The following is a 23,550-nucleotide window of genomic DNA, read 5'->3' as shown; positions in this document are numbered from 1 at the left end:
CGGCATCACGGCTCTGCTAAGAGCGGCCTCATGCTACGGATCGAAGACATCACCTATGCCGTTGAAGGCCGCCCCCTGTTCGACGGGGCCAGTGCAACCATTCCCGACGGGCACAAAGTCGGGCTTGTGGGCCGCAATGGCACCGGCAAGACCACCCTGTTTCGACTGATCCGGGGGGAACTGGCGCTGGAGTCCGGCAATATCTCGGTCCCGAAACGGGCGCGGATTGGTGGGGTGGCGCAAGAGGTGCCCTCGTCCGATGTGTCGCTGATCAACACGGTTCTGGCCGCCGATACCGAACGTAGCGCGCTGATGGCCGAGGCCGACAGCGCCACCGACCCCGCACGGATCGCGGAGATCCAGACCCGTTTGGCCGATATTGATGCGTGGTCGGCCGAGGCGCGCGCGGCCTCGATCCTCAAGGGTCTGGGGTTCGATGACGACGACCAGCTGAAACCCTGTTCCGATTTCTCGGGCGGCTGGCGGATGCGCGTGGCGTTGGCGGCGGTGCTGTTTTCTCAGCCTGATCTGCTGCTGCTGGACGAACCGACCAACTATCTGGACCTCGAAGGCGCCTTATGGCTGGAAAGCTATCTGGCGAAATATCCGCATACGGTCATCATCATCAGCCACGACCGCGGGCTGCTAAACCGCGCGGTGGGCTCGATCCTGCATCTGGAGGATCGAAAGCTCACCTACTACGCGGTGCCATACGACAAATTCGCCGAACGCCGGGCCGAGCGGCTGGCGCAGGCGGAATCGGAAAACGCCAAGGCCAAGGCCCGCATCGCGCATCTGCAAAGTTTCGTGGACCGGTTTCGCGCCAAGGCGTCCAAAGCCGTGCAGGCCCAATCGCGCCTGAAGATGATCGAACGCATCCAACTGGTCTCAACCCCGCAAGAGGCCGCGTTGCGCGCGTTCTCTTTCCCGGAACCCGAGGAACTGTCGCCACCCATCATCAATCTCGAAGGCGGCGTCACGGGCTATGGCGAGACCGAAGTGCTGCGCCGTCTGAACCTGCGCATCGATCAGGACGACCGCATCGCGCTGCTGGGCAAGAACGGTCAGGGTAAATCGACCCTGTCCAAGCTGCTGTCCGACCGCCTGCCCCTGATGGTGGGCAAGATGAGCCGCTCCAACAAGCTGCGCATCGGCTATTTCGCGCAGCATCAGGTGGATGAGCTCTATGTGGACGAGACGCCGCTGGACCACTTGCGCCGCCTGCGCCCGGATGAGGCGCCGGGCAAGTGGCGCTCGCGTCTGGCCGGGTTCGGCCTGAACGCGGATCAGGCTGAGACCAAGGTGGGGCGTCTGTCGGGCGGTCAAAAGGCGCGGCTGTCGCTGCTGCTGGCCACCATCGACGCGCCGCATATGCTGATCCTGGACGAGCCGACCAACCATCTGGACATCGAAAGCCGCGAGGCGCTGGTCGAGGCGCTGACCGCCTATTCCGGCGCGGTTGTGCTGGTCAGCCATGACATGCACCTGCTATCGCTGGTGGCGGACCGGCTATGGCTGGTCTCGGACGGGACGGTCAAGCCGTTCGATGGCGATCTGGAGGCCTATCGTTCCTTGCTGCTGGCCCGCGACAAACCCGTGAAGGCGAAGCCGCAAACCGCCAAGCCCAAGCGCCCCTCGCGTGAGGCGATGCTGGCCCTGCGCGCCGATCTGCGCAAATGCGAGGACCGGATCGAGAAACTGACGGACATGCATGACAAGCTGTCGGCCAAGCTGGCGGACCCGGCCTTGTACGAGGATGACAAGATCAACGATCTGGAAACCTGGAACCGTAAATTCGCCGAAGTCACCGAAGCCATGCAAAAGGCCGAGGCGCTTTGGGTTGCTGCGGCTGAAAAACTGGAACAGGCCGAGAGCGCCGCATGACTGACGCCGCCTTCTTCATCACCGCTTTCACCACCTTGTTCGTGGTGATCGACCCGTTTGGCACCGCGCCCATCTTTGTCGCGATGACGCAGGATATGGACGCGCGCACCCGGCGGCGAACGGCCTATCGCACCTGCGTTGTGGCTTCGGGCATCCTGATTGCCTTTGCCGCCTTTGGTGAGGCCGTACTGGGTTTCGTTGGCATTTCGATGGAGGCGTTCAAGGTCGCCGGCGGCGCACTGCTGTTCCTGACCGCGCTGGACATGCTGTTCGAACGCCGCACCAAACGGCGCGAGGATCGGGCCGAGGAAGAGGAACACAACGATCCGTCCGTCTTTCCGCTCGCCATCCCTCTGGTCGCCGGGCCGGGATCGATTGCGACCATTATTCTGCTGTCCGGGCAGCATCCGGGCATTCAGGGAATTGCTGCGGCAGTGGCCGTAATGCTGGCCGTCATGGCGGTGGTTCTGTTGTTCTTCTTGTCGGGCGGTCTGATCGCCCGCATTCTGGGCAAAACCGGTCTGAACGTGTTGACCCGGTTGTTGGGTATGCTGCTGGCCGCCCTGTCGGTGCAGTTCATTCTGGATGGCCTCAAGGCCTTTGGTTTTGCGTCCTAAATCCCCATATAGAGGGTCAGAACCAAGGATAAGGGCAGCAGCATGAATGGCGACGATATCGGGCGTTTGGTGTATCTGGTCGTGTTGGCCGCGGCCATATTGCTGTGGTTTGTCGCCCAGAACCGCCAATCCCTGAACAAGACCCTGCAACAGGTGATGGCCTGGGTGTTCATCTTTGTGGGCGTCATCGCGGTCATTGGCTTGTGGGAGGATATCCGGTCCTCGGTCGGCCCTGCTCCGCAAATGGCCGTCACCGGCGACACCATCGAGGTTCCGCGCGCGCAGGACGGGCATTATTACCTGCCGGTCACGGTGAACGGCGAGCCTATTGTCTTCCTTGTGGATACCGGGGCCAGCCAGATCGTCCTCAGCGCGCAGGATGCGGAACGTGTGGGCATTGACCCGGATCAGCTGAACTATTTCGGGCGCGCGATTACCGCGAACGGCGAGGTCCGGACCGCGCCCGTGCGGCTGGATAGCCTGGAACTGGGGCCGATCACGGACCGCAATGTCTCGGCCTGGATCAATGAAGGTGAACTGCATCAGTCGCTGCTGGGCATGGATTACCTGCATCGGTTTTCGAACATCCAGTTCACCGATAGTCGCCTGATCCTGTCGCGCTAAACGCACCCCACTTGAGAACAAAATAAGAACATGATACGAACATATCATGTCTGCTCAGCTTCTTGGTCAAAAATCCGCGCGCGCCGCGCCGGGGGTCAAACTTCATGAGGAAATCGCCCTGCAACTGGGCCGCGTGCACGAAGTCTGCGGTCCGGCCCGGCGCAGTTTTGCCATGTGGCTGGCCGGTCAGATGCAGGGGCCGGTCTTGTGGATTTCCCCCGCGTGGGAGCCCGGCCAGTTACACCCCGACGGGATGATGCCCTTTGCCGATCCCGCCCGGTTCATCTTTGTCCACCCCACCCGCGCCGAAGATCTGCTGTGGTGTCTGGAAGAGGCGCTGCGCAGCGGGGCCATTCCGCTGATCGTCGGCGATCTGCCCCGCGCGCCGGGGCTGACCCCGATCCGGCGGATGCATCTGGCTGCCGAACAGGGCGGCGCGATGGCGCGCGCGCCGCTGGGTCTGCTGCTAACCCCCGGCGATGGTGGCGCGCAAGGGGTCGAGACGCGCTGGCACATGGCCGCCAATCATAAGGGAGAGGCCCGCCGCTGGACCCTGACCCGCCGCCGCGCCCGCGCGCTGCCGCCGGTCACATGGCAGGCCACCATGACCGCCGCCCGCGCCGGTTTGCACCTGAAACGGGTCGAAACCGAGGATGTTCTGACCTGAGACCGCATCGATCACGCAAGATGTGACTGGTCAAACCCCGGACTGCACCCTAGCGTCACCGCATGACTCACCCGATCCACGATAGCCGCTACTCGTGGCTGCGCCTTCTGATCACGCTCGCCATCGCAACGGTGGCGAATGTGGGCATGTGGGCGGTGATCGTGGTGATGCCCGCGATCGAGGCCGAATTCGGTGCAGGGCGGGCCGAAGCCTCGTTGCCTTATGTTCTGTCCATGATCGGCTTTGCCCTGGGAAATATGTGGTTGGGGCAAATGGTTGACCGTCTGGGCGTGACCATAGCGCTGATCGGGGCTGCAATGCTGAGTGCGGTCAGCTATCTGCTGGCGACTTGGGCCCCGAATATCCTGCTGCTGTCGGCTGCGCATCTGCTGCTGGGTCTGGGCACATCGATTGGGTTTGGCCCCCTGATCGCCGATATTTCGCATTGGTTCATGAAGCGGCGCGGAATTGCCGTGGCGCTGGTGGCCAGCGGCAATTACCTGTCCGGGGCGATCTGGCCCACGCTGCTGTCCGACATTCTGGCCCGCGATGGCTGGCAACAGGTCTACCTGACCCTGGCCGCCCTGACCCTGCTGGTCGTCATTCCCCTGTCGCTGCTGCTGCGCCGTCAGGTCCCGGTCGAGGCGCACAGCACCGCCGCCGCGACCGCGCAGATCAACGCCCGCAGCGTTGGCGTCTCACCCCGCGCGCTGCAATATATTCTGGGCCTTGCCGGTATCGGCTGTTGTGTGGCCATGTCCATGCCGCAGGTCCATATCGTCTCGTATTGCGTCGGACTGGGATACGGGCCTGCCGTGGGGGCCGAGATGTTGTCGCTGATGCTGCTGGGTGGTGTTGTCAGCCGGATTATCTCGGGCTTGCTGGCGGACCGGTTGGGTGGTGTCATGACCCTGCTGATCGGCTCGGTCCTGCAATGTATCGCGTTGTTTCTGTTCCTGCCTTATGACGGGATGGTCTCGCTTTATGTCATCAGCATGCTGTTCGGTCTGGCACAGGGCGGCATCGTTCCCAGCTACGCGCTGGTCGTGCGTGAATACATGCCCCCGCAAGAGGCCGGGGCGCGTGTCGGCTTTGTCATGATGATGACCATTCTGGGCATGGCCCTTGGCGGCTGGATGTCGGGATGGATTTACGACGTGACCGGAAACTATCAACTGGCCTTCGTGAACGGCATTCTGTGGAACGGGCTGAACATCGCCATCGTGCTGATGCTGCTCAAACGTTCCCGCCCCAGACGAGAGGGGGTCATGGCATGACCACCCTGACCCGCCGCTGTGTCCTTGCCGGGTTGGCTGCCCTGCCCCTGACCCGGACGGCGCAAGCCGCTTTGCAACCCTATGTTCTGTCGGCTCGGGACACCCGCGTCGGTTTCAGTTTCGATCTGTCGGGCGTTTCCCAGACCGGGTCGATGCCGATCCGGTCGGCGAATGTTCAGATCGATACGCGCCGATTGCAGAACAGCCGGGTCGACGTGGTGCTGGATGTTAGCAAGGCGCGCACACGGCTGCCGTTTGCCCGGATGCCGATGCTGGGGCAGACCGTGCTGAACGCAAAAAGCCATCCGACCATTCGCTTTGTCTCGACCGACGTTCAGCTTGGCCCGTCGGGCCGCATCTCGGACGGGGCGCGGATTACCGGCGATCTGACGGTGCGGGGCGTCACCCGTCCGGTGACCCTGGATGCGAGCCTTTATCGTCGCCCCGGAACAGCCCCGGACGATCTGGACCAATTGTCCATCGGCCTGACGGGTGCGCTGAACCGGCATGATTTTGGCGCCTCGGGCTATCCCGATCTGGTGGCAGAAAACGTCGGGCTGGACATCCACGCCGAAATCTCACGCGCCTGAAATCGGCCAAAGGTCAAAAAACGACCCCCTCGCGTCGAATAGGCGCGCGCATCTGCCTGTCAGAGCGTCAGTGTAACCCCATTATGCGCACGATCATTTCCTTCGCCGCCCTGTTTCTTTCCGTCATTCTGTTGCAACTGTCGACAGGCGGCGTCGGGCCATTGGACGCCATCTCGGGCATCACGCTTGAGTTCACGACCGAGCAGATCGGTCTGCTGGGATCGGCACATTTCATCGGGTTCTTTGTCGGCTGCTGGTGGGCCCCGCGTTTGATGGGGACTGTGGGCCATTCCCGCGCCTTCGCGGTCTGCACCGCCTTGGGTGCGATGGGGCTGATCGGGCACACACTGACCGAAAACCCCTATATCTGGGCCGCGCTGCGGATCGCATCGGGCACCTGTGTCGCCGGGTGCTATACAGTGATCGAGGCCTGGCTGAACGCAAAAGTCAACAATGAAACGCGTGGGCGCGCGATGGGCACGTACCGCATTGTCGACATGGGTGCCTCGCTGACCGCGCAGTTGATCATCGCGGTTCTGCCACCTGCCTCTTACGTGTCGTATAACCTGCTGGCCATTCTGTGCTGCGCCGCGTTGTTGCCGCTGACACTGACGCGGGCCAGTCAACCTCAGACACCTGATGCGCCTCGGTTGCGGCCAAAACTGGCCTGGCGCAGCTCACCCCTTGCCGTTGCGGGCGTGATCGTTGCCGCGCTGAGTTCCGCATCGTTTCGAATGGTTGGTCCTGTCTATGGGCAGGAGGTCGGACTGGGCGTGGACCAGATCGCGTTCTTCCTGGCCTCATTCGTGTTGGGCGGGGCATTGGCGCAATATCCGATGGGCTGGCTTGCGGATAAATATGACCGGCGCTGGGTTCTGATCTGGCTGTCCGCCGTCGCGGTCCTAAGCTGCGGGGTCACCATGGCGGCCAGCGGCACCGGAACTGTGGGTGTCATGCTGGCGGCTGGTTTCTTCGGCTTTACCACCTTCCCGATCTTTTCGGTTTCATCCGCCCACGCAAACGACTTTGCCACAACCGAACAGCGGGTCGAGCTGTCGGCGGCGCTGATGTTCTGGTATGCGCTGGGGGCCATTGCATCGCCCTACATCTCATCAACGCTGATCCAGCAATTCGGTCCCGGGGCGCTGTTTGCCTTTGTTGCGCTGGGTCACATCTTCCTGATCGGATTTGGCCTGGCCCGAATGCGGTCGCGCCCCACGCCCGAAGAGCGAACAAATTACGTCTATGCACCGCGCACCTCCTTCACCATTGGCCGATTGCTGAAACGGTCCCGGGAAGGATAAAGAAGCAGGACCAGCATTGATCGCATCTGCCCCCAACGGTGCGAAACATGAGTGTTATACCCAAAACCCCGCGAGCGGATCATGCCTGAACGACCGTCCCAAGGCGGAACCTGCGCGAGTCCTGAAAAAAACTGACCTTCAATCTGTCCAAGTTAACGTCGGGTCGCAGGCGCTTATTCCGGAAAAGCATATAGTCTGACCCCGAATACTCGGGAGGAAGACGACAATGATGACCAGAGCAGCCATGCAGGCCTTCAGGGCGAAATACCGCGCTGGCATAAGCAAAATGTACAGCGGGTATTTCCATATGCTGTCGGTGGCCATCGCTGGCCTTTTCGTCATCTGCTACAGCCTGACCTTCGTCACGGACGTGACCGCGTCACAGTTGCTGGTGATCCCGGCGACGCTTTTGTTTGTGAACTTTGCCGAATATGCCTCGCACCGCTGGCTTGGTCACGAAAAGACCAGGGTGCTCAAACTGTTCTACCAGCGCCACACCGGGGATCATCATTCCTTTTTTCTGGACACCGACATGGGATATGAAAGCCCATTTGACTGGCGTGTGGTTCTGTTCCCGCTCTATCTGATCTTTCTGTTCACGATGGGCATTGCGCTGCCCGGTGGCCTTGTTCTGGGATGGATATTCAATCCAAATGTCGGCGCGTTGTTTGCCGCTTCGACCATCGCCGGATATCTGCTTTATGAGGTGTGTCACTTCAGCTATCACGTCCCGCCCGGCAGCCGGGCTGAGGCGATGTTCCAATCCGTACCCGGCTGGTGGCGTCTCAGGCATCTTCACGCCCTGCATCACAAACGCGAACGGATGCAGGAGGCGAATTTCAACATCACCTTTCCGGTCTTCGATATCGCATTGGGGACCTTGTATTAGGAACGCCCTGAAACAAACGGCGGCTGAACCCCTGAGGTCGCATTAGGGTCGGCAACACAGACGTTAAAATCGCTTCTGCCCGAAAGCCGGGCTTTTGCTGGCCAGTGACTTACTGTAGACGAGCGCGCAGACAGTTACGTGGACACGCAAAATGGCTCGGATTCTCATCACCTCGGCGATCCCCTATATCAACGGGATCAAGCACCTCGGCAATCTGATCGGCTCGCAATTGCCTGCTGATCTTTACGCACGTTATCAGCGTGGCCGCGGGAATGAGGTCATGTTCCTGTGCGCCACCGACGAACACGGCACCCCGGCCGAGCTGGCGGCCGCCAAGGCGGGCAAACCGGTCGCGGAATACTGCGCCGAGATGTATGGCGTGCAGGCCGATATCGCCAAGCGGTTCGGGCTCAGCTTTGACCACTTTGGCCGCTCGTCCAGTGCGCAGAACAAGGTGCTGACGCAACATTTCGCGGGCAAGCTGGACGAGGCCGGGCTGATCCGCGAGGTCAGCGAGAAACAGGTCTATTCCAACGCCGACAAACGCTTTCTACCCGACCGCTACATCGAGGGCACCTGCCCCAATTGCGGCTATGACCGCGCGCGGGGGGATCAATGCGAGAACTGCACAAAGCAGCTGGACCCGACCGACCTGATCGAGCCGCGCAGCGCGATCAGCGGATCGACCGATCTGGAAGTGCGCGAGACCAAGCACCTGTATCTGCGTCAATCCGCGATGAAGGACCAACTGGACGCGTGGATCGACTCCAAGACCGATTGGCCGATCCTGACCACATCCATTGCCAAGAAGTGGCTGCACGATGGCGACGGCCTGCAGGACCGTGGCATCACCCGCGATCTGGATTGGGGTGTGCCGGTCAAGAAAGGCGACCAGGACTGGCCGGGGATGGAAGGCAAGGTCTTCTATGTCTGGTTCGACGCGCCCATCGAATACATCGCCTGCGCCAAGGAATGGGCAGATGCGAACGGCAAGACGGATGCGGATTGGGAACGCTGGTGGCGCACCGACAAGGGCGCGGATGACGTGCGTTATGTGCAGTTCATGGGCAAGGACAACGTGCCGTTCCATACGCTCAGCTTCCCGGCCACCATTCTGGGCTCGGGCGAGCCGTGGAAGATGGTCGATCACCTGAAATCCTTCAACTACTTGAACTATGACGGCGGCCAGTTCTCGACCTCGCAGGGGCGCGGTGTGTTCATGGATCAGGCACTGGAGATTCTGCCCGCCGATTACTGGCGCTGGTGGCTGCTGAGCCATGCGCCCGAAAGCAGCGACAGCGAGTTCACGTGGGAGAACTTCCAGCAATCGGTGAACAAGGATCTGGCGGATGTGCTGGGTAACTTTGTCAGCCGTATCACCAAGTTCTGCCGTTCGAAATTCGGCGAGGCTGTGCCCGAAGGCGGCACCTATGGCGAACGTGAGAACACGCTGATCGAAGAACTGACCAAACGTGTCCGCGCCTATGAGGGCCACATGGAGGCGATGGATGTGCGCAAATCGGCGCAGGAATTGCGGGCCATCTGGGTGGCGGGCAACGAATACCTGCAGGCCGCAGCCCCTTGGTCGACCTTTAAGGAAGACCCCGAACAAGCCGCCGCGCAGGTACGTCTGGGCCTGAACCTGATCCGGCTCTATGCGGTGCTGAGCGCGCCGTTCATCCCCGACACCTCGGCCCGGATGCTGAGCGCGATGAACACGCTGGACACCGGCTGGCCCGAGGATGTGGCAGCGGCGCTGTCCGCCCTGCCCGCCGGTCATGAGTTCACCGTTCCCGATGTCCTGTTCGCCAAAATCACCGATGAACAGCGCGAAGACTGGCAAACCCGTTTTGCCGGCACCCGTGACTGAATTCAGACCATCGTGACAGATACGACACGGGGGCCGCTTCGGCCCCCGTTTTTTATGCCGATACATCGCGTGACGCATGCTGTCTTACCGGGGTGCCAAACCCTTGGGGTCCTAAGTTAGCCGAAGCACGAAGAAATTTCTGCGCCCAAGGCCGCACCAGTCGTATTCAAGAAGCTTGAGATAAAGTCTCAAAACGTCCATCCTGTCGAGGAATTCTATCGACTCGCGCCGGGGCCTTTGGGGTCCGGGCAGCTATTTCATATCTACTGTGAGGCACGCGCCATGTCCCTTGATTTGACGAATATCGGTTTTCCCATCTTCGGGTCAGCCAAAATGCTGGGGCGGCATCTTGCCTTACTGACCTGCCTTGGGGTGGCGCATGGGGCTGCGGCGCAAGATCAAAGCGACGCGCCGCCACCAAAGGTTTCCATCGCTGCGGCCTATACCCAAGAGATCACGGATGAAGCCGTTTTCATCGGTCGGGCGGAAGCCATAGACAAGGTGGACATCGTCGCGCGGGTCAACGGGTTTCTTGAGTCTCAGAACGTCGAGGACGGCGCACTGGTCCAGAAAGACGATCTTCTGTTTACCATCGAGCCCGACCTCTATGAGGCCACACTTGAGGCGCGCAAGGCCGATCTGGACCGCGCCGAGGCAAATCTGGAACTGGCAAAGGTCGATCTGGCCCGGAAAGAAGAGTTGTTCCGCCGTGATGCAACCCCGGAATCCGAACGCGACATTGCGCGCGCCAACGAACTGGTTGCCGAAGCCGAAGTCAAAGCCGCAAACGCAGCCATCCAGCAAGCCCAGCTTGACCTGAGCTACACGCAGATTCAGGCGCCGTTTTCGGGCCGCATCGGGCGCGTTGCCACAAGTGTAGGTGACGTTGTTGGCCCGTCGAACCCTCCGCTGGTCAACCTGGTCAGCGAAGCGCCGATCTACGTGAACTTCTCGCTGAACGAAAAACAATTTACTTCGGTTCTTCAACAGTTTGGCGAGAATGCCAGCACTCTGGCAGAAAGTCAGAAGAGCCCCAATGTGCACGTCACCCTGCCCAACGGGACGGAATTGGGTGAAACCGGCGAAATCGTGTTTGTCGACAACCGCATCGACCCTCTGACCGGCGCGATTACCGTGCGGGCCGAGTTTGAAAACGCGGATCGGCTGATCATCGACGGCGCATTCCTTAACGTCCAGATCGAAGCGCTGGAGCCGACCTTGCAGGTGCTTGTCCCTCAGGCCGCGCTGCAACGGGATCAGCGGGGCGAGTTTGTTCTGGTCGTCAATGACCAGCAGATGGTCGAACAGCGCTATATCACGACCGGTGACACGGTGGACACCGCCATCATCGTCACCGATGGGCTTCGCGAAGGCGAGAGCGTGATCGTCGAGGGCCTGCAAAGGGTGCGTCCTGGCGTGGCCGTGGATGCGGTCGTGGCCTCTGAGCAGCCGGGAGAATAACGGATGTTCTCAGCCCTGTTCATCAGCCGGCCCAAGCTGGCGCTTGTCATTTCGCTTGTCCTGACGATCATGGGCGGCATCGGCTATATGGTTCTGCCGGTCGCCCAGTTCCCGGACATCACACCGCCCGTGGTCAGCGTGACGACCACCTATACCGGCGCAAACGCCGAGACCGTGGAAAACACCGTCGCCGCCCCGATTGAGGCGCAGGTGAACGGTGTGGACGACATGATCTACATGACGTCAACCTCGTCCGATAACGGTTCGTATTCCCTGAATATTACCTTCGAGGTGGGCACGGACCCGGACATTGCCTCGGTCAACGTGCAAAACCGGGTGGCGCAGGCCATGTCATCCCTGCCTTCCGAGGTGACATCCTCGGGCGTCGTGACGCAAAAGGCGTCGACCAACATGCTGCTGTTGGTGACGTTGACCTCGCCCAACGGGACCTATGACAGTGTGTTTCTGTCCAACTATGCCTCGATCAACCTGAAAGACGCGCTGGCGCGGGTTCAGGGTGTGGGCAAGGCGGATGTTCTGACCAATCTGGAATACGCCATGCGGATCTGGATGGACCCGGACAAGATGGCCGCCCTGTCGATCACCCCCGGAGATGTAATCAATGCGATCCGCGAACAGAATATCGAAGTCTCGGCAGGCTCGATCGGGTCTCCGCCCGTGCCTGAAGGCCAGACATTCCAATACACGATCAAAACCAAAGGACGCCTGACCTCAGCTGCCGAGTTTGGCGAAATTGTTATCCGCACCGGCGATGCCGGGTCCATCGTGCGCGTGCGCGACATTGCACGGGTTGAGCTTGGGGCGCAGTTCTATTCAGCCTCGGGCTACTTCCAGGCGGTTCCTGCCACAGTGATCGGCATCTATCAGGCCCCCGGCGCCAACGCGCTTGCGGTGTCTGAACGGGTACAGGCCGAGTTAGAACGCTTGTCCCGCTCTTTCCCGACGGATGTGGAATACGAAGTGCCGTTCAATACCACCGACTTTGTCGAGGCGTCGCTGAACGATGTGGTTTCGACCCTGATCCTGACCTTCATTCTGGTGATCTCGGTCGTGTTCATATTCCTTGGGAATTGGCGAGCGACCATCATCCCGGCGGTGGCAATTCCGGTATCCTTGATAGGAACGTTTGCCTTCCTGCTGGCCTTTGGCATGTCGCTGAACACGATCTCGCTGTTCGCTCTGGTTCTGGCTATCGGGATCGTGGTTGATGACGCCATCGTGGTGGTGGAAAACGTCGAACGGATCATCGCGGATGAAGGGCTGCCCCCTGCCGAGGCGACCCGCAAGGCGATGGGCCAGATCACCGGTCCCGTGATCGCGACAACGCTGGTTCTGTTGGCCGTGTTTGTGCCCGTGACCTTCATGCCCGGCATCTCCGGACGGCTGTATTCGCAGTTTGCGGTGACGATCTCGACCGCTGTTGTGATCTCATCGATCAACGCGTTGACCTTGTCGCCCGCTCTGTGTGGCCTGGTTCTGCGTGCCCGTTCCGGCCCGCCCAAGGGGCTTCTGGCCCTGTTTGAAGGGTTCATCGGAACGGTGCGCAGCGGCTATGTCGCGATTGTGCGCAAGCTGTTGATCCTGCCCGTCGTCGCGCTGGGTGTCATTGTGGCGCTTGGGATGGGAACGGGGACGATCATGTCCAACACCTCCAGCGGCTTTATCCCGCTTGAGGACAACGGCTATCTGTTCGTGGACATCCAACTGCCCGACGCGGCCACTTTGGAACGGACCGAAACGGTCTCGGCCCGCGTGGACGACAAGATCCGCGAAATCCCGGGTGTCGCCAGTACCGTGCTGGTCAACGGCTTCTCGCTGCTGAACGGTACAACCACAAACGGCGCGGCGATCTTCGTGAACCTGACCAATTGGGATGACCGTCAGGACGATGATGTGAGCGCCAATGCCATTTTGGCCAAGGTGCTCGCCATCGCCAATGGCGAATCCGCGGCCTCGATCGTGGCCTTCAACCCACCGCCCATTCAGGGCCTGGGCATGTCCGCTGGGGTCGAGATGGAGGTGCAGCAGACCGGCGGCGGTACACCGCAGGATCTGGCTTCGGCCGTGGGGTCCTTTGTTTATGCGGCGAACCAACGCCCCGAGATCGGACAATCCTACACGACCTTCCGCGCAAACGTGCCACAGCTGTTTGTCGATCTGGACCGCGAGAAAGCCAAAACCCTGCAAGTCTCGGTTGCCGAGATCTTTCAGACCATGCAGGCGCAGTTGGGATCGTACTATGTGAACGATTTCAACTTGTTTGGCCGCGTCTACCGCGTGATGATACAGGCGGACGGGACATACAGGGACAATGTCGAGGATATCTCGAACCTCTACGTCCGCTCGCAACAGGGTGAGATGGTTCCGCTGGGCACGCTCATCGATGTCGAAAACGTGCTGGGCCCGGTTTTGTTGAAGCGGCATAACCTGTTCCGCTCGGCCACTGTGACTGCGGTGCCTGCGCCGGGCCTGTCCACCGGTGATGCCATCAATGTAATGACCGAGGAATCGGCGACCGCCCTGCCCCCCGGCTATGCGTTCGAATGGACCGGAACGGCGCAGCAGCAGTTGGCTTCGGGCAGTCTTGTGATCGTGATCCTGGGGCTGGCGATCCTTTTTGGCTACCTGTTCCTTGTCGGTCAGTACGAAAGCTGGTCGATGCCTGTCTCGATCCTGCTATCGGTGGTTGTCGCCCTGTTCGGGGCGGTGGCGGCGGTGGCCATCGTGGGCAGCGACATCAACCTGTATACGCAGATCGGGATGATCATGCTGGTCGGGTTGGCCTCGAAAAACGGGATTCTGATTGTTGAATTCGCGATGGAACAACGCGCCAACGGTTTGTCGATCAAGGATGCCGCAGCCGAAGCCGCCTATCAGCGTTTCCGCGCGGTGATGATGACGGCTTTGTCCTTCTTGCTTGGAGTTGTTCCCCTGCTGGCGGCAAACGGCGCGGGTGCGGCAAGTCAGAAAGCCATTGGTGTGGCCGTATTTGGCGGAATGCTGGCCGCAACGCTTGTCGGCGTGATCCTGGTGCCGGTGCTCTACGCCCTGATGCAAAGCCTGCGCGAATGGCTGAAGGGCAGCAAAAAAGACCCGGACCCAACGGGCGAAGCAACCTGACCCAGTCAATGATGCAGAAAAAAGCCCCGTGCAGGTCACGGGGCTTTTTTTAGTTCAGAATATCACGCAGCAACTGTCCGACCGCGTCGCCGGGCGGTGACGGCGCTAATGACGGTTTGCGCCTCTGCCGGTGGGGCCTGTTCGACACGTCGATAATCGCTGCAATCGCTTTGCCGGGTCAGCATTCCGCAGCCAATCATCGTGCGCCGCAAGGTGGCCGGATCGTGGAACAGATGCTCGCGCCCCAGCATGTTGTTGATTTCTTTCTCGCTCAGACTGATGCCTGCGGGAAGGCTGGCCCACAAGGCCCACAACGCAAGGGTTTGCACCGCGCGTCGGGACGGCCACTGGCGCAAGCGGCCATGTGCATCGAATTGAAACAGAGCCCGCTCGACCAGACGCATATCAACGGGCACAAGGTCGGGCCGGGCCTCGATACGCCGTTTCGCAGCACTCGCAGTCCGCATATGTTGCAGGTTCTGGTACCCCGCAGCGCGGGACAGCATGTTCATCAGGGTCAGATGGGACGGGCTGCCCTCACCCAATTGGCGGCTTAAGCTGCGGGCAAATCCGGTCAGGTCATCCACGTGTAAAGGGACAGGTGTTTTGGTCATCATGCATCCATATCGGGCGTTTCGCACGCTCGTCGGTCGCTGACTTGACGAAACAACGCCCCTTTTGGTTTGCGATGCCGTCTCAAACTGAATGGCAGGTTTAGCTCTCTGATGTCAGAGCAGCGACGCCTCGGTGTCTGCCGACCGTTCCCGATGGCTAACACGATCTGTCGGCCCATCCAAGGGTCAGGCGACCTGCGCCTGCGCGCGCTGCCCCATCCACTGATCAATCCGCGCGATCTGATCGGCATTCAGACGCAGCCCCAGCTTGTTGCGCCGCCAGACCACATCCTCGGCCAACCGGGCGTATTCCTTGTCCATCAGCCATGCGACCTCGCGCGCGGTCAGGGTCGCGCCGAAATCCTCGCCCAGATCAGAGGCTTCCTTTGCGTCGCCCAGCATCACCGCCGCGTCGGTGCCATAGGCGCGGATCAGGCGCGCGGCCCAAGCGGCATTAAGGAATGGATAGTCTGCGCGCAGCGCGTCGGTAAGGGCCTGCACCCCATCAACTGGGAAGTCCCCGCCCGGCAAGGCCACTCCTGCTGTCCATGGTCCCGACAAATCCGGGAAATGCTCTGCCACTTTCTCAAGCGCGCTTTCAGCCAGACGGCGATAGGTGGTGATCTTGCCGCCAAACACGTTCAGCACAGGTGCCCCGCCATTTGCGTTCACCTTCAGCGTATAATCCCGCGTCGCCGCTGTCGCGCTGCTGGCACCGTCATCATACAACGGGCGGACGCCGGAATAGGTCCAGACGATGTCGTCCCGCGTCACGGGCTGCGCGAAATATTTCGAGGCAAAGGCGCACAAATAGTCCTTCTCGGCGTCGGTGCAGACGGGATGTTCGGACGGTTCCGCGTGGTCTTGATCCGTTGTTCCGATCAGGGTGAAATCCTGCTCGTAGGGAATGGCAAAGATGATGCGACCGTCCTCACCTTGAAAGAAATAACACTTGTCGTGATCGAACAGCCTGCGTGTCACGATATGGCTGCCCCGCACCAGCCGCACGCCTTCGCGCGAATTCACGTGGATTTTGGATTGGATGATGTCCCCAACCCACGGCCCACCGGCATTGATCAGCATTTTGGCACGGATCACACGCGTTTCATCGCTGTCGCGATCCCTGACCGTAACCTCCCACAGATCGTCGACCCGGTGGGCCGAAATCACTTCGGTCCGCACCATGATCCGAGCCCCGCGCGCCTCGGCGTCGCGGGCGTTCAGAACCACCAGCCGGGCGTCTTCGATCCAGCAGTCGGAATACTCATAAGCCGTTTCGAACCTGTCCTGCAACGGAACACCTTCGGGCGCGCTGCGCAGGTTCAAAGAGCTGGTCCCCGGAAGGATTTTGCGCCCACCAAGGTTGTCATACAGGAACAGGCCCAACCGGATCAGCCAGGCCGGTCGTCGCCCGCGCATCCATGGCATCACGGTGCTGAGCAGCTTTGATGTCGGCGTCTCAGAATCGAACCGCATATCCTTGTGATAGGGCAGCACAAAACGCATCGGCCAACTGATGTGGGGCATAGCAAGCAGCAGCGTCTCACGTTCGATCAGCGCCTCGCGCACCAGGCGGATTTCGAAATACTCAAGATACCGCAGACCGCCATGAAACAGCTTGGTCGAGGCGGAAGACGTAGCCGACGCCAGATCGTTCATTTCAGCCAAAGTGACAGACATTCCCCGCCCTGCCGCATCCCGCGCGATGCCGCATCCGTTGATCCCGCCGCCGATGATGAACAGGTCGGTGATCTGATCGTCCGTCGATGTCATAGCTTTTGATTCCCAATCAAACCCATCTGCGCGCATTAATCAGAAGGGTATTCGTATTATCAAGCTTTATGTTCGTTTATTTTCGCTTTGCAACACTGATTTGAATTTCACGCATTGCAACTTGCCAATTCGGCCAGAAAGAACAAAAACGAAAGAACTCTGACTATTTGGAACTGCTATGTCCCTTTCCTTCCGCCAAGCCGACATTCTTGAGATCGCAAGCACCGAAGGCCGCGTCACGGTAGAGGGGCTGGCAGAGCGGTTCGGGGTCACCGTCCAAACCATCCGGCGCGACCTGACCGAGCTGGCCGATACCGGCAAACTCGACAGGGTGCATGGTGGTGCGGTTCTGCGTTCCGGGGTGTCCAACATCGGGTATGAGGATCGCCGCACCCTGAACGCGGATGCCAAGACCCTGATGGCGCAGGCCTGCGCACAGGATATTCCCGACGGTGCCTCGATCTTTCTGAATATCGGCACCTCGACCGAAGCCGTCGCGCGGCAATTGCTGAACCACAAGACCCTGATGGTGGTGACCAACAATATGAATGTTGCAAACATACTGGTCGAAAACCCGGGCTGCGAGATTGTTGTGGCTGGCGGCGTGTTGCGGCGCTCGGACGGTGGTCTGATCGGCAACCAGACCGTCAACACGATCCGACAGTTCAAATTCGACTATGCGGTAATCGGATGCTCGGCGTTGGATACCGAGGGCGATTTGCTGGATTTCGACTTTCAGGAAGTGCATGTCAGCCAAACCATCATCGCACAGGCGCGGCGCACGTTTCTGGTGGCCGATCATTCAAAGTTCCAACGCTCGGCCCCGGCGCGGATCGCCTCACTGGCCGAAATCGACACGGTGTATACCGATCAGCCACTGCCTGCGGACCTGTCGGGAAAATGCACCGCCTGGGACACAAACGTTCGACTGTGCCCGTGACCCGGGATTGCGACCGCCTTCCACCATAAATGGATTGACGATCGTCCCCCTACACCTGAGGATGGGGCAACCGTCCAGAAAGGAGGCGCGAGCATGGGACTTCTGGGACAGCCTTTGGGCTACTACGATTACCTGACCTTCGTTGCATTGATCCTGTTGCTGGCCGCTGTGATGGCGCTGTTTCTGTTCATCATGGGTCTGCCCGGTCGCATCGCGATCAAACGCAACCATCCGCACGCCGAAGCCGTCAAGATCATGGGATGGATGGGGTTTCTGGCCGTTGTGCCATGGGTCCATGCCTTCATGTGGGCATTTCACGACGGCATCACGGTTGATATGCGTCGCGGCCCCGACGAAGAAAAAGAAGCCATCCGCAAAGACATTGAACGCTTAGGCGGGACCGTCAAAGAAGAATATCAGGCCGCGTCGGACGAGACGCAGAAAAGCTAAGGCCAAAGGAAACATCCGCACATGTTCGTCGCCCTGGGCATCACGCTTTTCTACATCATTTTCGTCTGGTTCATCTTCTTCAAGATGGAGTGGCTGAAGTTCAACATCGCCTGGGGGATTGTATCCTTCTGGGTCGGCGCGCATCTATTGCTGATCTTTTTGGTCGCGCTACGGTTCTTCCAGCCTTTCTCGGTCGACAGTCACGTCGTACGGTCCACCATTCAGATCGTACCCAAGCTAACACAGCCGACGATCCTGACCGAAGTTCTGGTGGAACCGAACACACCCGTCACCAAGGGCGATCCGCTCTATCGCTTCGACGATACGGTGTTTTCGCTGGCGGTGGACAATGCGCAGGCGCAGTTGGTGGCCGCGCAGCAGAACGCTAAAATCTTGGAACAGGATGTCATCGCCTCGACCGAAGCGGTTGAGCGGGCCATTGCGCAACTGGATTATGCCTTCACCCAGCAGGCGCGATACGAAAATCTCGTTCCCGCCGGGGGTGCACGACAGGATGAACTGGATCGCTGGAACGAACAAGTGACCGAGGATCAGGCGGCGGTGAAACAAGCCGAAGCCAATTTGCAAAAATCCATTCTCGCGCAGGAATCCCAGATCGACGGGGTTAATACCGGCATCTTACAAGCACAGGCGCAATTGGCCGAGGCCGAGTATTTCTTAAACAACACAACGATCTATGCCCCTGAAAACGGCATGATCGTCTCGCAACAGGCCCGCCCCGGCTTGGTTGTTGGTGACATTCGTCTGGGCGCAATCGCCAGCTTTGTGACCGAGGACAACCCTTATCTTCTGGCAACGTTCCGCCAGCAAAACCTGAAATTCGTCGAGGTCGGGCAAGAGGTTGAGGTCGCCCTTGATCTTTATCCCGGCGAAATCCTACCCGGCAAGGTCGAGGCGATCTGGTGGGCGACGCGACAGGGCCAGTACCTGCCCTCGGGCCGCCTGCCCGGTTTCGAATTGCCGAAACTGCCCGGTCGGATTGCGGTTCAGATTACGGTCGATCTGCCCGAAGACCACATCCTGCCAGCGGGCGGTCACGCGGCGGTGGCCATCTACACGGGTCAGGGCAAAAGCTTTGAGTTTCTGAGGCGCATCAATATCCGCCTGTACTCCTTCGCCAATTTCATCCGACCGCTGGACATTTGAGGACGCAGAGCATGACACGGGCCAAACCCTTTCGATACCTGATGGGAACGGCCCTGTGTGCAGCGATGCTGGTGGCCTGTACGCCGGTTGGCCCGGATTTCGTGCGCCCGAACTCTCCGGTCGTGAAAGAGTGGATCGAGGTCAACAGCCCCAGCACGGGGCCAAGCGGCCTGACTTCGCGCAGCGCGCCGGTGGTGAAATGGTGGGAGACGTTCAATGACCCGACCCTCAACAAACTGGTGGCCGAGGCTTATGCCCAGAACTTAACGCTGCAGGTTGCCGGAGCTCGCGTGTTACAGGCCCGCGCGCAGTTGGGGATCGCCTTTGGCGAGCTTTACCCTCAGTCGCAGGCTATTGGTGGATCTCTGGAACGGCGACAGATCAGCGATAACCTTGGACCGATCTCGGATATCAACCGCATCATCCCGCTGGATACCGAATTTTCGACGTCGCAAGTGGGCTTTGATGCCCAATGGGAGCTGGATGTCTGGGGCGCTCAGCGGCGTGGCGTTCAGGCCGCGCGATCCAATCTGGCCCTGCAGGTGGCCAACTATGACGACGCGCTGGTGACGCTGACCGGGGATGTGGCGGCACTGTATGTCAATATCCGCGCCTTGCAGGAATCCTTGGCCGTTGCCCGCGAAAACATCACCCTTCAGCAAGAGTCGCTGGACCTGACCCAGCTACGTTTCAACAACGGCGTCACCACTGAACTGGACGTTCAGGAATCCACCGCACTGTTGAACAACACCAAAGCCTTGGTGCCCGAGTTGGAAAGCGACCTGCAACAGACCAAGAATGCGTTGGCCGTCTTGCTTGGCGCAACGCCCTCGCGAATGACCAGCCTTTTGGGAAACTCCGGGCGCATCCCTTCGGCCCGGTCCAATGTCGCCGTGGGTGTTCCGGCAGAATTACTGCGTCGCCGTCCGGATGTGCGCGCGGCGGAACTGGCGGCCGCCACGCAATCGGCGCAGGTGGGTATCGCCATGGCGGACCTGTATCCACAGTTCGTGTTGTCCGGCTCGATCGGCTTGCAGGCCTCGGGCGGGCGCGATCTGTTCAGCTCGAACAGCACGACGGGTCTGGCCAGCGCGGGCGTGGTCTGGAACGTGCTGAACTATGGGCGCATCAAGAACAATGTCCGCGCACAGGACGCGGCGTATCAGGCGCTGATCGCCAATTACCAGAACACCGTCCTGACCGCCTATTCCGAGGTCGAAAGCGCCATGGTCGCCTATGCACAGGCGCGCAAGCAGGTCGGACTGTACCAGCAAAGCGTCGATGCCTCGCGCAAGGCCGCGGATATTGCCGTCAGCCAATATCGTGATGGGATCGCGGACTATTCGCGTGTTCTGAATACGCAAACCGCGCTCTTGCGGTCTCAGGCCAATCTGATCGAGGCACGGCAGCAGGTCTCAAGCAATCTGGTCGCCGTTTACAAAGGCCTCGGTGGCGGGTGGCAAATTCGACAGAACCAGGAGTTCCTGCCGGAAACGGTTCTGGCCGAGATGGCGTATCGCACCGATTGGGGCGACCTGTTGCAACAGGACCCGACCGGGGCGAGTCTAAACTAGGGGTTACTTTGTCAGCCCGCGCAGTCCGCCCGAGATCAGGATATTCACCTCATACAAAATTCGCGGCGCGGCCAGACCGCCGGGACTGGCCAGATAGTTCGGGCTCCATTCCGGGTCGAACTTCTGTTTGAACGCGCGCAGCCCTTCGAAGTGATAGAACTGCTCACCATGTTCATAGACAAAGCCGCCGATCCGGTTCCAGAGCGAGGCCAACTGGCGGTTTTCAATGCCTGAAAACGGGGCCGCGCCCAGCGAGAACCAGTGAAATCCCTGCTCGGATCCCCAGACCATCATCTCGGCAAACAGTGCATCCATGACAAAGCTGGGGCTGTCGGGTTCATACCGCATCAGATCCAGTGACAGTTCCGACTTGTTGCCGCCTTGAAACAGGTTGGCAAAGGCCATGATCTGCCCGGTCTCACCATTTCGCAGCACCGCATGATCGAAATAGGACAGGTAGTCGTCGTCGAATCCGCCCAGGGCAAAGCCTTTTTCAGCCCCTGCTTTCTGCGCCAGCCAGTCATCCGAGATTTTCCGCAGCTCCGGCAATATCGGCGCGAGGTTTTCTTTCGGAATGATCTCGAACACATACCCTTCCCGCTCGGCCCGGTTCTTGGCCTGCCGGAACCGTTTGCGGGATTTTCCATCCAGCGAGAAATCTTGCAGCGGCACGCGCGCGACCTCACCGATTTTCAGGATCGACAGGCCCAGATCCAGAAAAGTCGGCAGATACTTGGTCGAAACGCTGTAAAACGCACACAGCTTGCCTTCACGATCCGCCATCTCTCGCAACTGCCAGACCAATTGTTGCCCGGCCTTTTCATCCCCTACCGGCTCGCCCTTGGAAATGATGGCGTTGCCGGTGTCGGCATAGGCAATGAATGCTGTCTGATCCGGAGCGATCAGGAATTGCTTGTCTCCGGTCAGGGAGATTTGGGATTCGGTGTCCTCACTCTCCATCACCAGCCGCTCGACGACCTCGGGGATTTCGGTGCGGACCGGTGCCGGTATCTCGCGCCCGAACAACGAGGTCACGGCCACGATGCCCACGATTACCGCCACCACAAGGCTGGATCGCAGGAAGCGTGAGGCGTCGCCGTTCCACGCGAATTCCCACCACAGCGCATTCTGGTATTCAACATGGGAATAGGCAAAAAGACCGATCCAGAAGATCACCGCCAGCAATACGACCACGCTGATCAGCCAGGGGATGTTCAGCCGGAAGATCGACGCCCCGCTGACCCGGTAAAACGCACCTCGGAACAGCGCCAACACGGCAATCGTGACCAACAGGCCAATGGCTTCATGCGTGTCCAACCCCTTGGCGAGTGAGGCGGCAAAGCCCGCCACCATCAGCAACATCGCCACGACCCACGCCCGGTAGAGTTTGCGGAACAGACCCCGCGAAACCAGCAGCAGCAAAACCCCCACCGCGCTGCCCGCCAGATGCGACGCCTCGACAAAGGACAAGGGCAGCACGTCACGCAAGACACTCAGGTTTTGGGAATTCGACGGCAACGCGCCCGAAACCAACAGGATGATACCTGCGGTTGCGGTCACACCCGCTGCGACCATCGGCACAATCGGGCGGATGGCCCGGTACACCCAAACCGCTGCCCCGCCAATCCGGTGGCGCTGTGTCAGGGCCGAGGCGACTGCGATGGACAAGCTGGCAATTGCAAAAGGAACAAAGGTGTAAACAACCCGATACAACAGCAACGCAGCGATCACGTCCGACCGACCCGAGGCCCCCAGCCCCGCGATCAAGGTGGCTTCGAACACGCCGATCCCTCCGGGCGCGTGGCTGAGGATACCGACCGCAATGGCGGCCACGTAGATCGTGAAGAAATAGGGAAATCCGACGCCCAGATCGTCGGGCATGAGCACGTACAAAACCATCGACGCACCCAGAAGGTCGCCCAAGGCCGCCAGCGTCAGCAAGCTGGCCAGCTTGCCACCCGGCAGGTTGAACTCAAACCCTGCGAACGAGAACCGGCGCCCTCCACTTGCCAACCAGAAGAACACTGCGACCAACCCGGTCAGCAAACACAGGCCAATGATCGTCTCGACCGTTTCGCTGATCGGCAGGACTTTGGAGATCCCATCGGGATGCAGCGTTAGCAATACCCCAAGGATCAGAACCAACCCCATCCAGAACGCAACCCAGGACGTGGCGATCACCCCGGCCACACGCCCAAGGTCGAGGCCCAGCGAGGCGTAGATCCGGTACCGGATCGCTGTGCCGGTGATGTAGGAAAACCCCAAGCAGTTGGAGACCGCATAACCGCTGGCCCCCGCCAAGCCCGCAATCGGCAAGGGTACCTTGCCACCGCCTACGCTTTGCACCGCAAAGACGTCATACAAGGACAAGGAAAAATAGCTTACTCCGGCCCAGAACAGGGCGACCAGCAGCAAAGTCCAGGGCGTAGCGGCGATGTCGGATTGCACATCCGCCCATTTCACATGTGATGACAGCTCGTGCAGAACCGTCAAAGCGATCGCTGTGACCAGAACCGGAATGGCGATACGCACCCAGGGTTTTTCTAGCATCCCGGTCAGCTTTTCAGCCCATTGCATCGCCTTGGACTCGTCGCTGTGGTCCTGTGCTGTCATGCTGCGCGTCCCTGCCGTTTTCTTAACCGTGTGCGACGCCAGCCCCTTGGTCTGACGCGCCCCTTTGGGGCGACACGCAAAGAAACTCTGTCACA

The 23,550-nt window shown here is 60.1% G+C and carries 18 protein-coding genes; 15 read left to right on the top strand and 3 right to left on the bottom strand.

What is annotated here, in order from left to right; all coding sequences use genetic code 11:
- Window positions 1-30: 30 nt before the first annotated feature.
- The 11 genes from ACR0KX_RS06330 (at window position 31) to ACR0KX_RS06280 (ending at window position 14,324) form a co-directional block, all read left to right on the top strand.
- The gene (locus ACR0KX_RS06330) at window positions 31-1,884 is read left to right on the top strand and encodes an ABC-F family ATP-binding cassette domain-containing protein (RefSeq protein WP_170451240.1); all 1,854 of its coding nucleotides are present in this window, start codon (window positions 31-33) and stop codon (window positions 1,882-1,884) included.
- On the top strand, window positions 1,881-2,501 hold the full coding sequence (locus ACR0KX_RS06325; RefSeq protein WP_170451242.1) for a MarC family protein: 621 nt from the start codon (window positions 1,881-1,883) through the stop codon (window positions 2,499-2,501). The genes ACR0KX_RS06330 and ACR0KX_RS06325 overlap by 4 nt, the downstream gene beginning before the upstream one ends.
- A 42-nt stretch (window positions 2,502-2,543) precedes the next feature.
- Window positions 2,544-3,125: a TIGR02281 family clan AA aspartic protease gene (locus tag ACR0KX_RS06320; RefSeq protein ID WP_170621685.1), complete on the top strand. Its 582-nt coding sequence runs from the start codon at window positions 2,544-2,546 to the stop codon at window positions 3,123-3,125.
- 46 nt (window positions 3,126-3,171) lie between these two features.
- A complete protein-coding gene (locus ACR0KX_RS06315) occupies window positions 3,172-3,792 on the top strand; it encodes a hypothetical protein (RefSeq protein WP_170621684.1) in 621 nt (206 codons plus the stop codon).
- 62 nt (window positions 3,793-3,854) lie between these two features.
- Entirely contained in the window at window positions 3,855-5,069 is a 1,215-nt protein-coding gene (locus ACR0KX_RS06310) for an MFS transporter (RefSeq protein WP_170518127.1), read from the top strand.
- A complete protein-coding gene (locus tag ACR0KX_RS06305; RefSeq protein WP_170621683.1) occupies window positions 5,066-5,659 on the top strand; it encodes a YceI family protein in 594 nt (197 codons plus the stop codon). Before ACR0KX_RS06310 ends, ACR0KX_RS06305 begins: the two co-directional genes overlap by 4 nt.
- 83 nt (window positions 5,660-5,742) lie before the next feature.
- Window positions 5,743-6,963: an MFS transporter gene (locus ACR0KX_RS06300; RefSeq protein ID WP_170451252.1), complete on the top strand. Its 1,221-nt coding sequence runs from the start codon at window positions 5,743-5,745 to the stop codon at window positions 6,961-6,963.
- Between the two features lie 229 nt (window positions 6,964-7,192).
- The gene (locus ACR0KX_RS06295) at window positions 7,193-7,852 is read left to right on the top strand and encodes a sterol desaturase family protein (RefSeq protein WP_480708092.1); all 660 of its coding nucleotides are present in this window, start codon (window positions 7,193-7,195) and stop codon (window positions 7,850-7,852) included.
- Window positions 7,853-8,003: 151 nt separating this feature from the next.
- Window positions 8,004-9,722: a methionine--tRNA ligase gene (gene metG, locus ACR0KX_RS06290; protein ID WP_170451256.1), complete on the top strand. Its 1,719-nt coding sequence runs from the start codon at window positions 8,004-8,006 to the stop codon at window positions 9,720-9,722.
- 282 nt (window positions 9,723-10,004) lie between these two features.
- Window positions 10,005-11,183 carry an efflux RND transporter periplasmic adaptor subunit gene (locus ACR0KX_RS06285; RefSeq protein ID WP_170451259.1) on the top strand — a complete coding sequence of 393 codons (1,179 nt, stop codon included), beginning with the start codon at window positions 10,005-10,007 and terminating at the stop codon, window positions 11,181-11,183.
- Window positions 11,184-11,186: 3 nt separating this feature from the next.
- A complete protein-coding gene (locus ACR0KX_RS06280) occupies window positions 11,187-14,324 on the top strand; it encodes an efflux RND transporter permease subunit (protein ID WP_170451261.1) in 3,138 nt (1,045 codons plus the stop codon).
- Between the two features lie 62 nt (window positions 14,325-14,386).
- Here the strand turns inward: ACR0KX_RS06280 and ACR0KX_RS06275 are convergent, their stop codons facing one another.
- Together ACR0KX_RS06275 and glpD are read right to left on the bottom strand one after the other, a co-directional pair.
- Window positions 14,387-14,938, bottom strand: coding sequence for a DUF2087 domain-containing protein (locus ACR0KX_RS06275; RefSeq protein ID WP_170451263.1), 552 nt, complete (start codon window positions 14,936-14,938; stop codon window positions 14,387-14,389).
- A 186-nt stretch (window positions 14,939-15,124) separates the two neighbouring features.
- The gene (gene glpD, locus ACR0KX_RS06270; RefSeq protein WP_170621680.1) at window positions 15,125-16,711 is read right to left on the bottom strand and encodes a glycerol-3-phosphate dehydrogenase; all 1,587 of its coding nucleotides are present in this window, start codon (window positions 16,709-16,711) and stop codon (window positions 15,125-15,127) included.
- Window positions 16,712-16,889: 178 nt separating this feature from the next.
- On the opposite strand from glpD, the gene ACR0KX_RS06265 reads away from it, so the two are divergent.
- The 4 genes from ACR0KX_RS06265 to ACR0KX_RS06250 all read left to right on the top strand — a co-directional run bounded on the left by ACR0KX_RS06265 (window position 16,890) and on the right by ACR0KX_RS06250 (window position 20,842).
- On the top strand, window positions 16,890-17,651 hold the full coding sequence (locus ACR0KX_RS06265; protein WP_170451267.1) for a DeoR/GlpR family DNA-binding transcription regulator: 762 nt from the start codon (window positions 16,890-16,892) through the stop codon (window positions 17,649-17,651).
- Between the two features lie 93 nt (window positions 17,652-17,744).
- On the top strand, window positions 17,745-18,101 hold the full coding sequence (locus ACR0KX_RS06260) for a DUF3302 domain-containing protein (RefSeq protein ID WP_170518099.1): 357 nt from the start codon (window positions 17,745-17,747) through the stop codon (window positions 18,099-18,101).
- Between the two features lie 21 nt (window positions 18,102-18,122).
- A complete protein-coding gene (locus ACR0KX_RS06255; RefSeq protein ID WP_170621679.1) occupies window positions 18,123-19,268 on the top strand; it encodes an HlyD family secretion protein in 1,146 nt (381 codons plus the stop codon).
- An 11-nt stretch (window positions 19,269-19,279) separates the two neighbouring features.
- Window positions 19,280-20,842, top strand: a complete 1,563-nt coding sequence (locus ACR0KX_RS06250) for an efflux transporter outer membrane subunit (protein WP_170621678.1) — start codon at window positions 19,280-19,282, stop codon at window positions 20,840-20,842.
- A gap of 3 nt (window positions 20,843-20,845) precedes the next feature.
- On the opposite strand, the gene mprF is transcribed toward ACR0KX_RS06250, so the two are convergent.
- Complete coding sequence (gene mprF / locus ACR0KX_RS06245; protein ID WP_170451275.1) at window positions 20,846-23,455, bottom strand: bifunctional lysylphosphatidylglycerol flippase/synthetase MprF; 2,610 nt, start codon at window positions 23,453-23,455, stop codon at window positions 20,846-20,848.
- Window positions 23,456-23,550: the final 95 nt, after the last annotated feature.

It is taken from the genome of Ruegeria sp. BG5 (assembly GCF_056538425.1).
The sequence above is the reverse complement of the archived record's forward strand: the minus strand, read 5'-3'. Positions and strand labels throughout refer to the sequence as shown.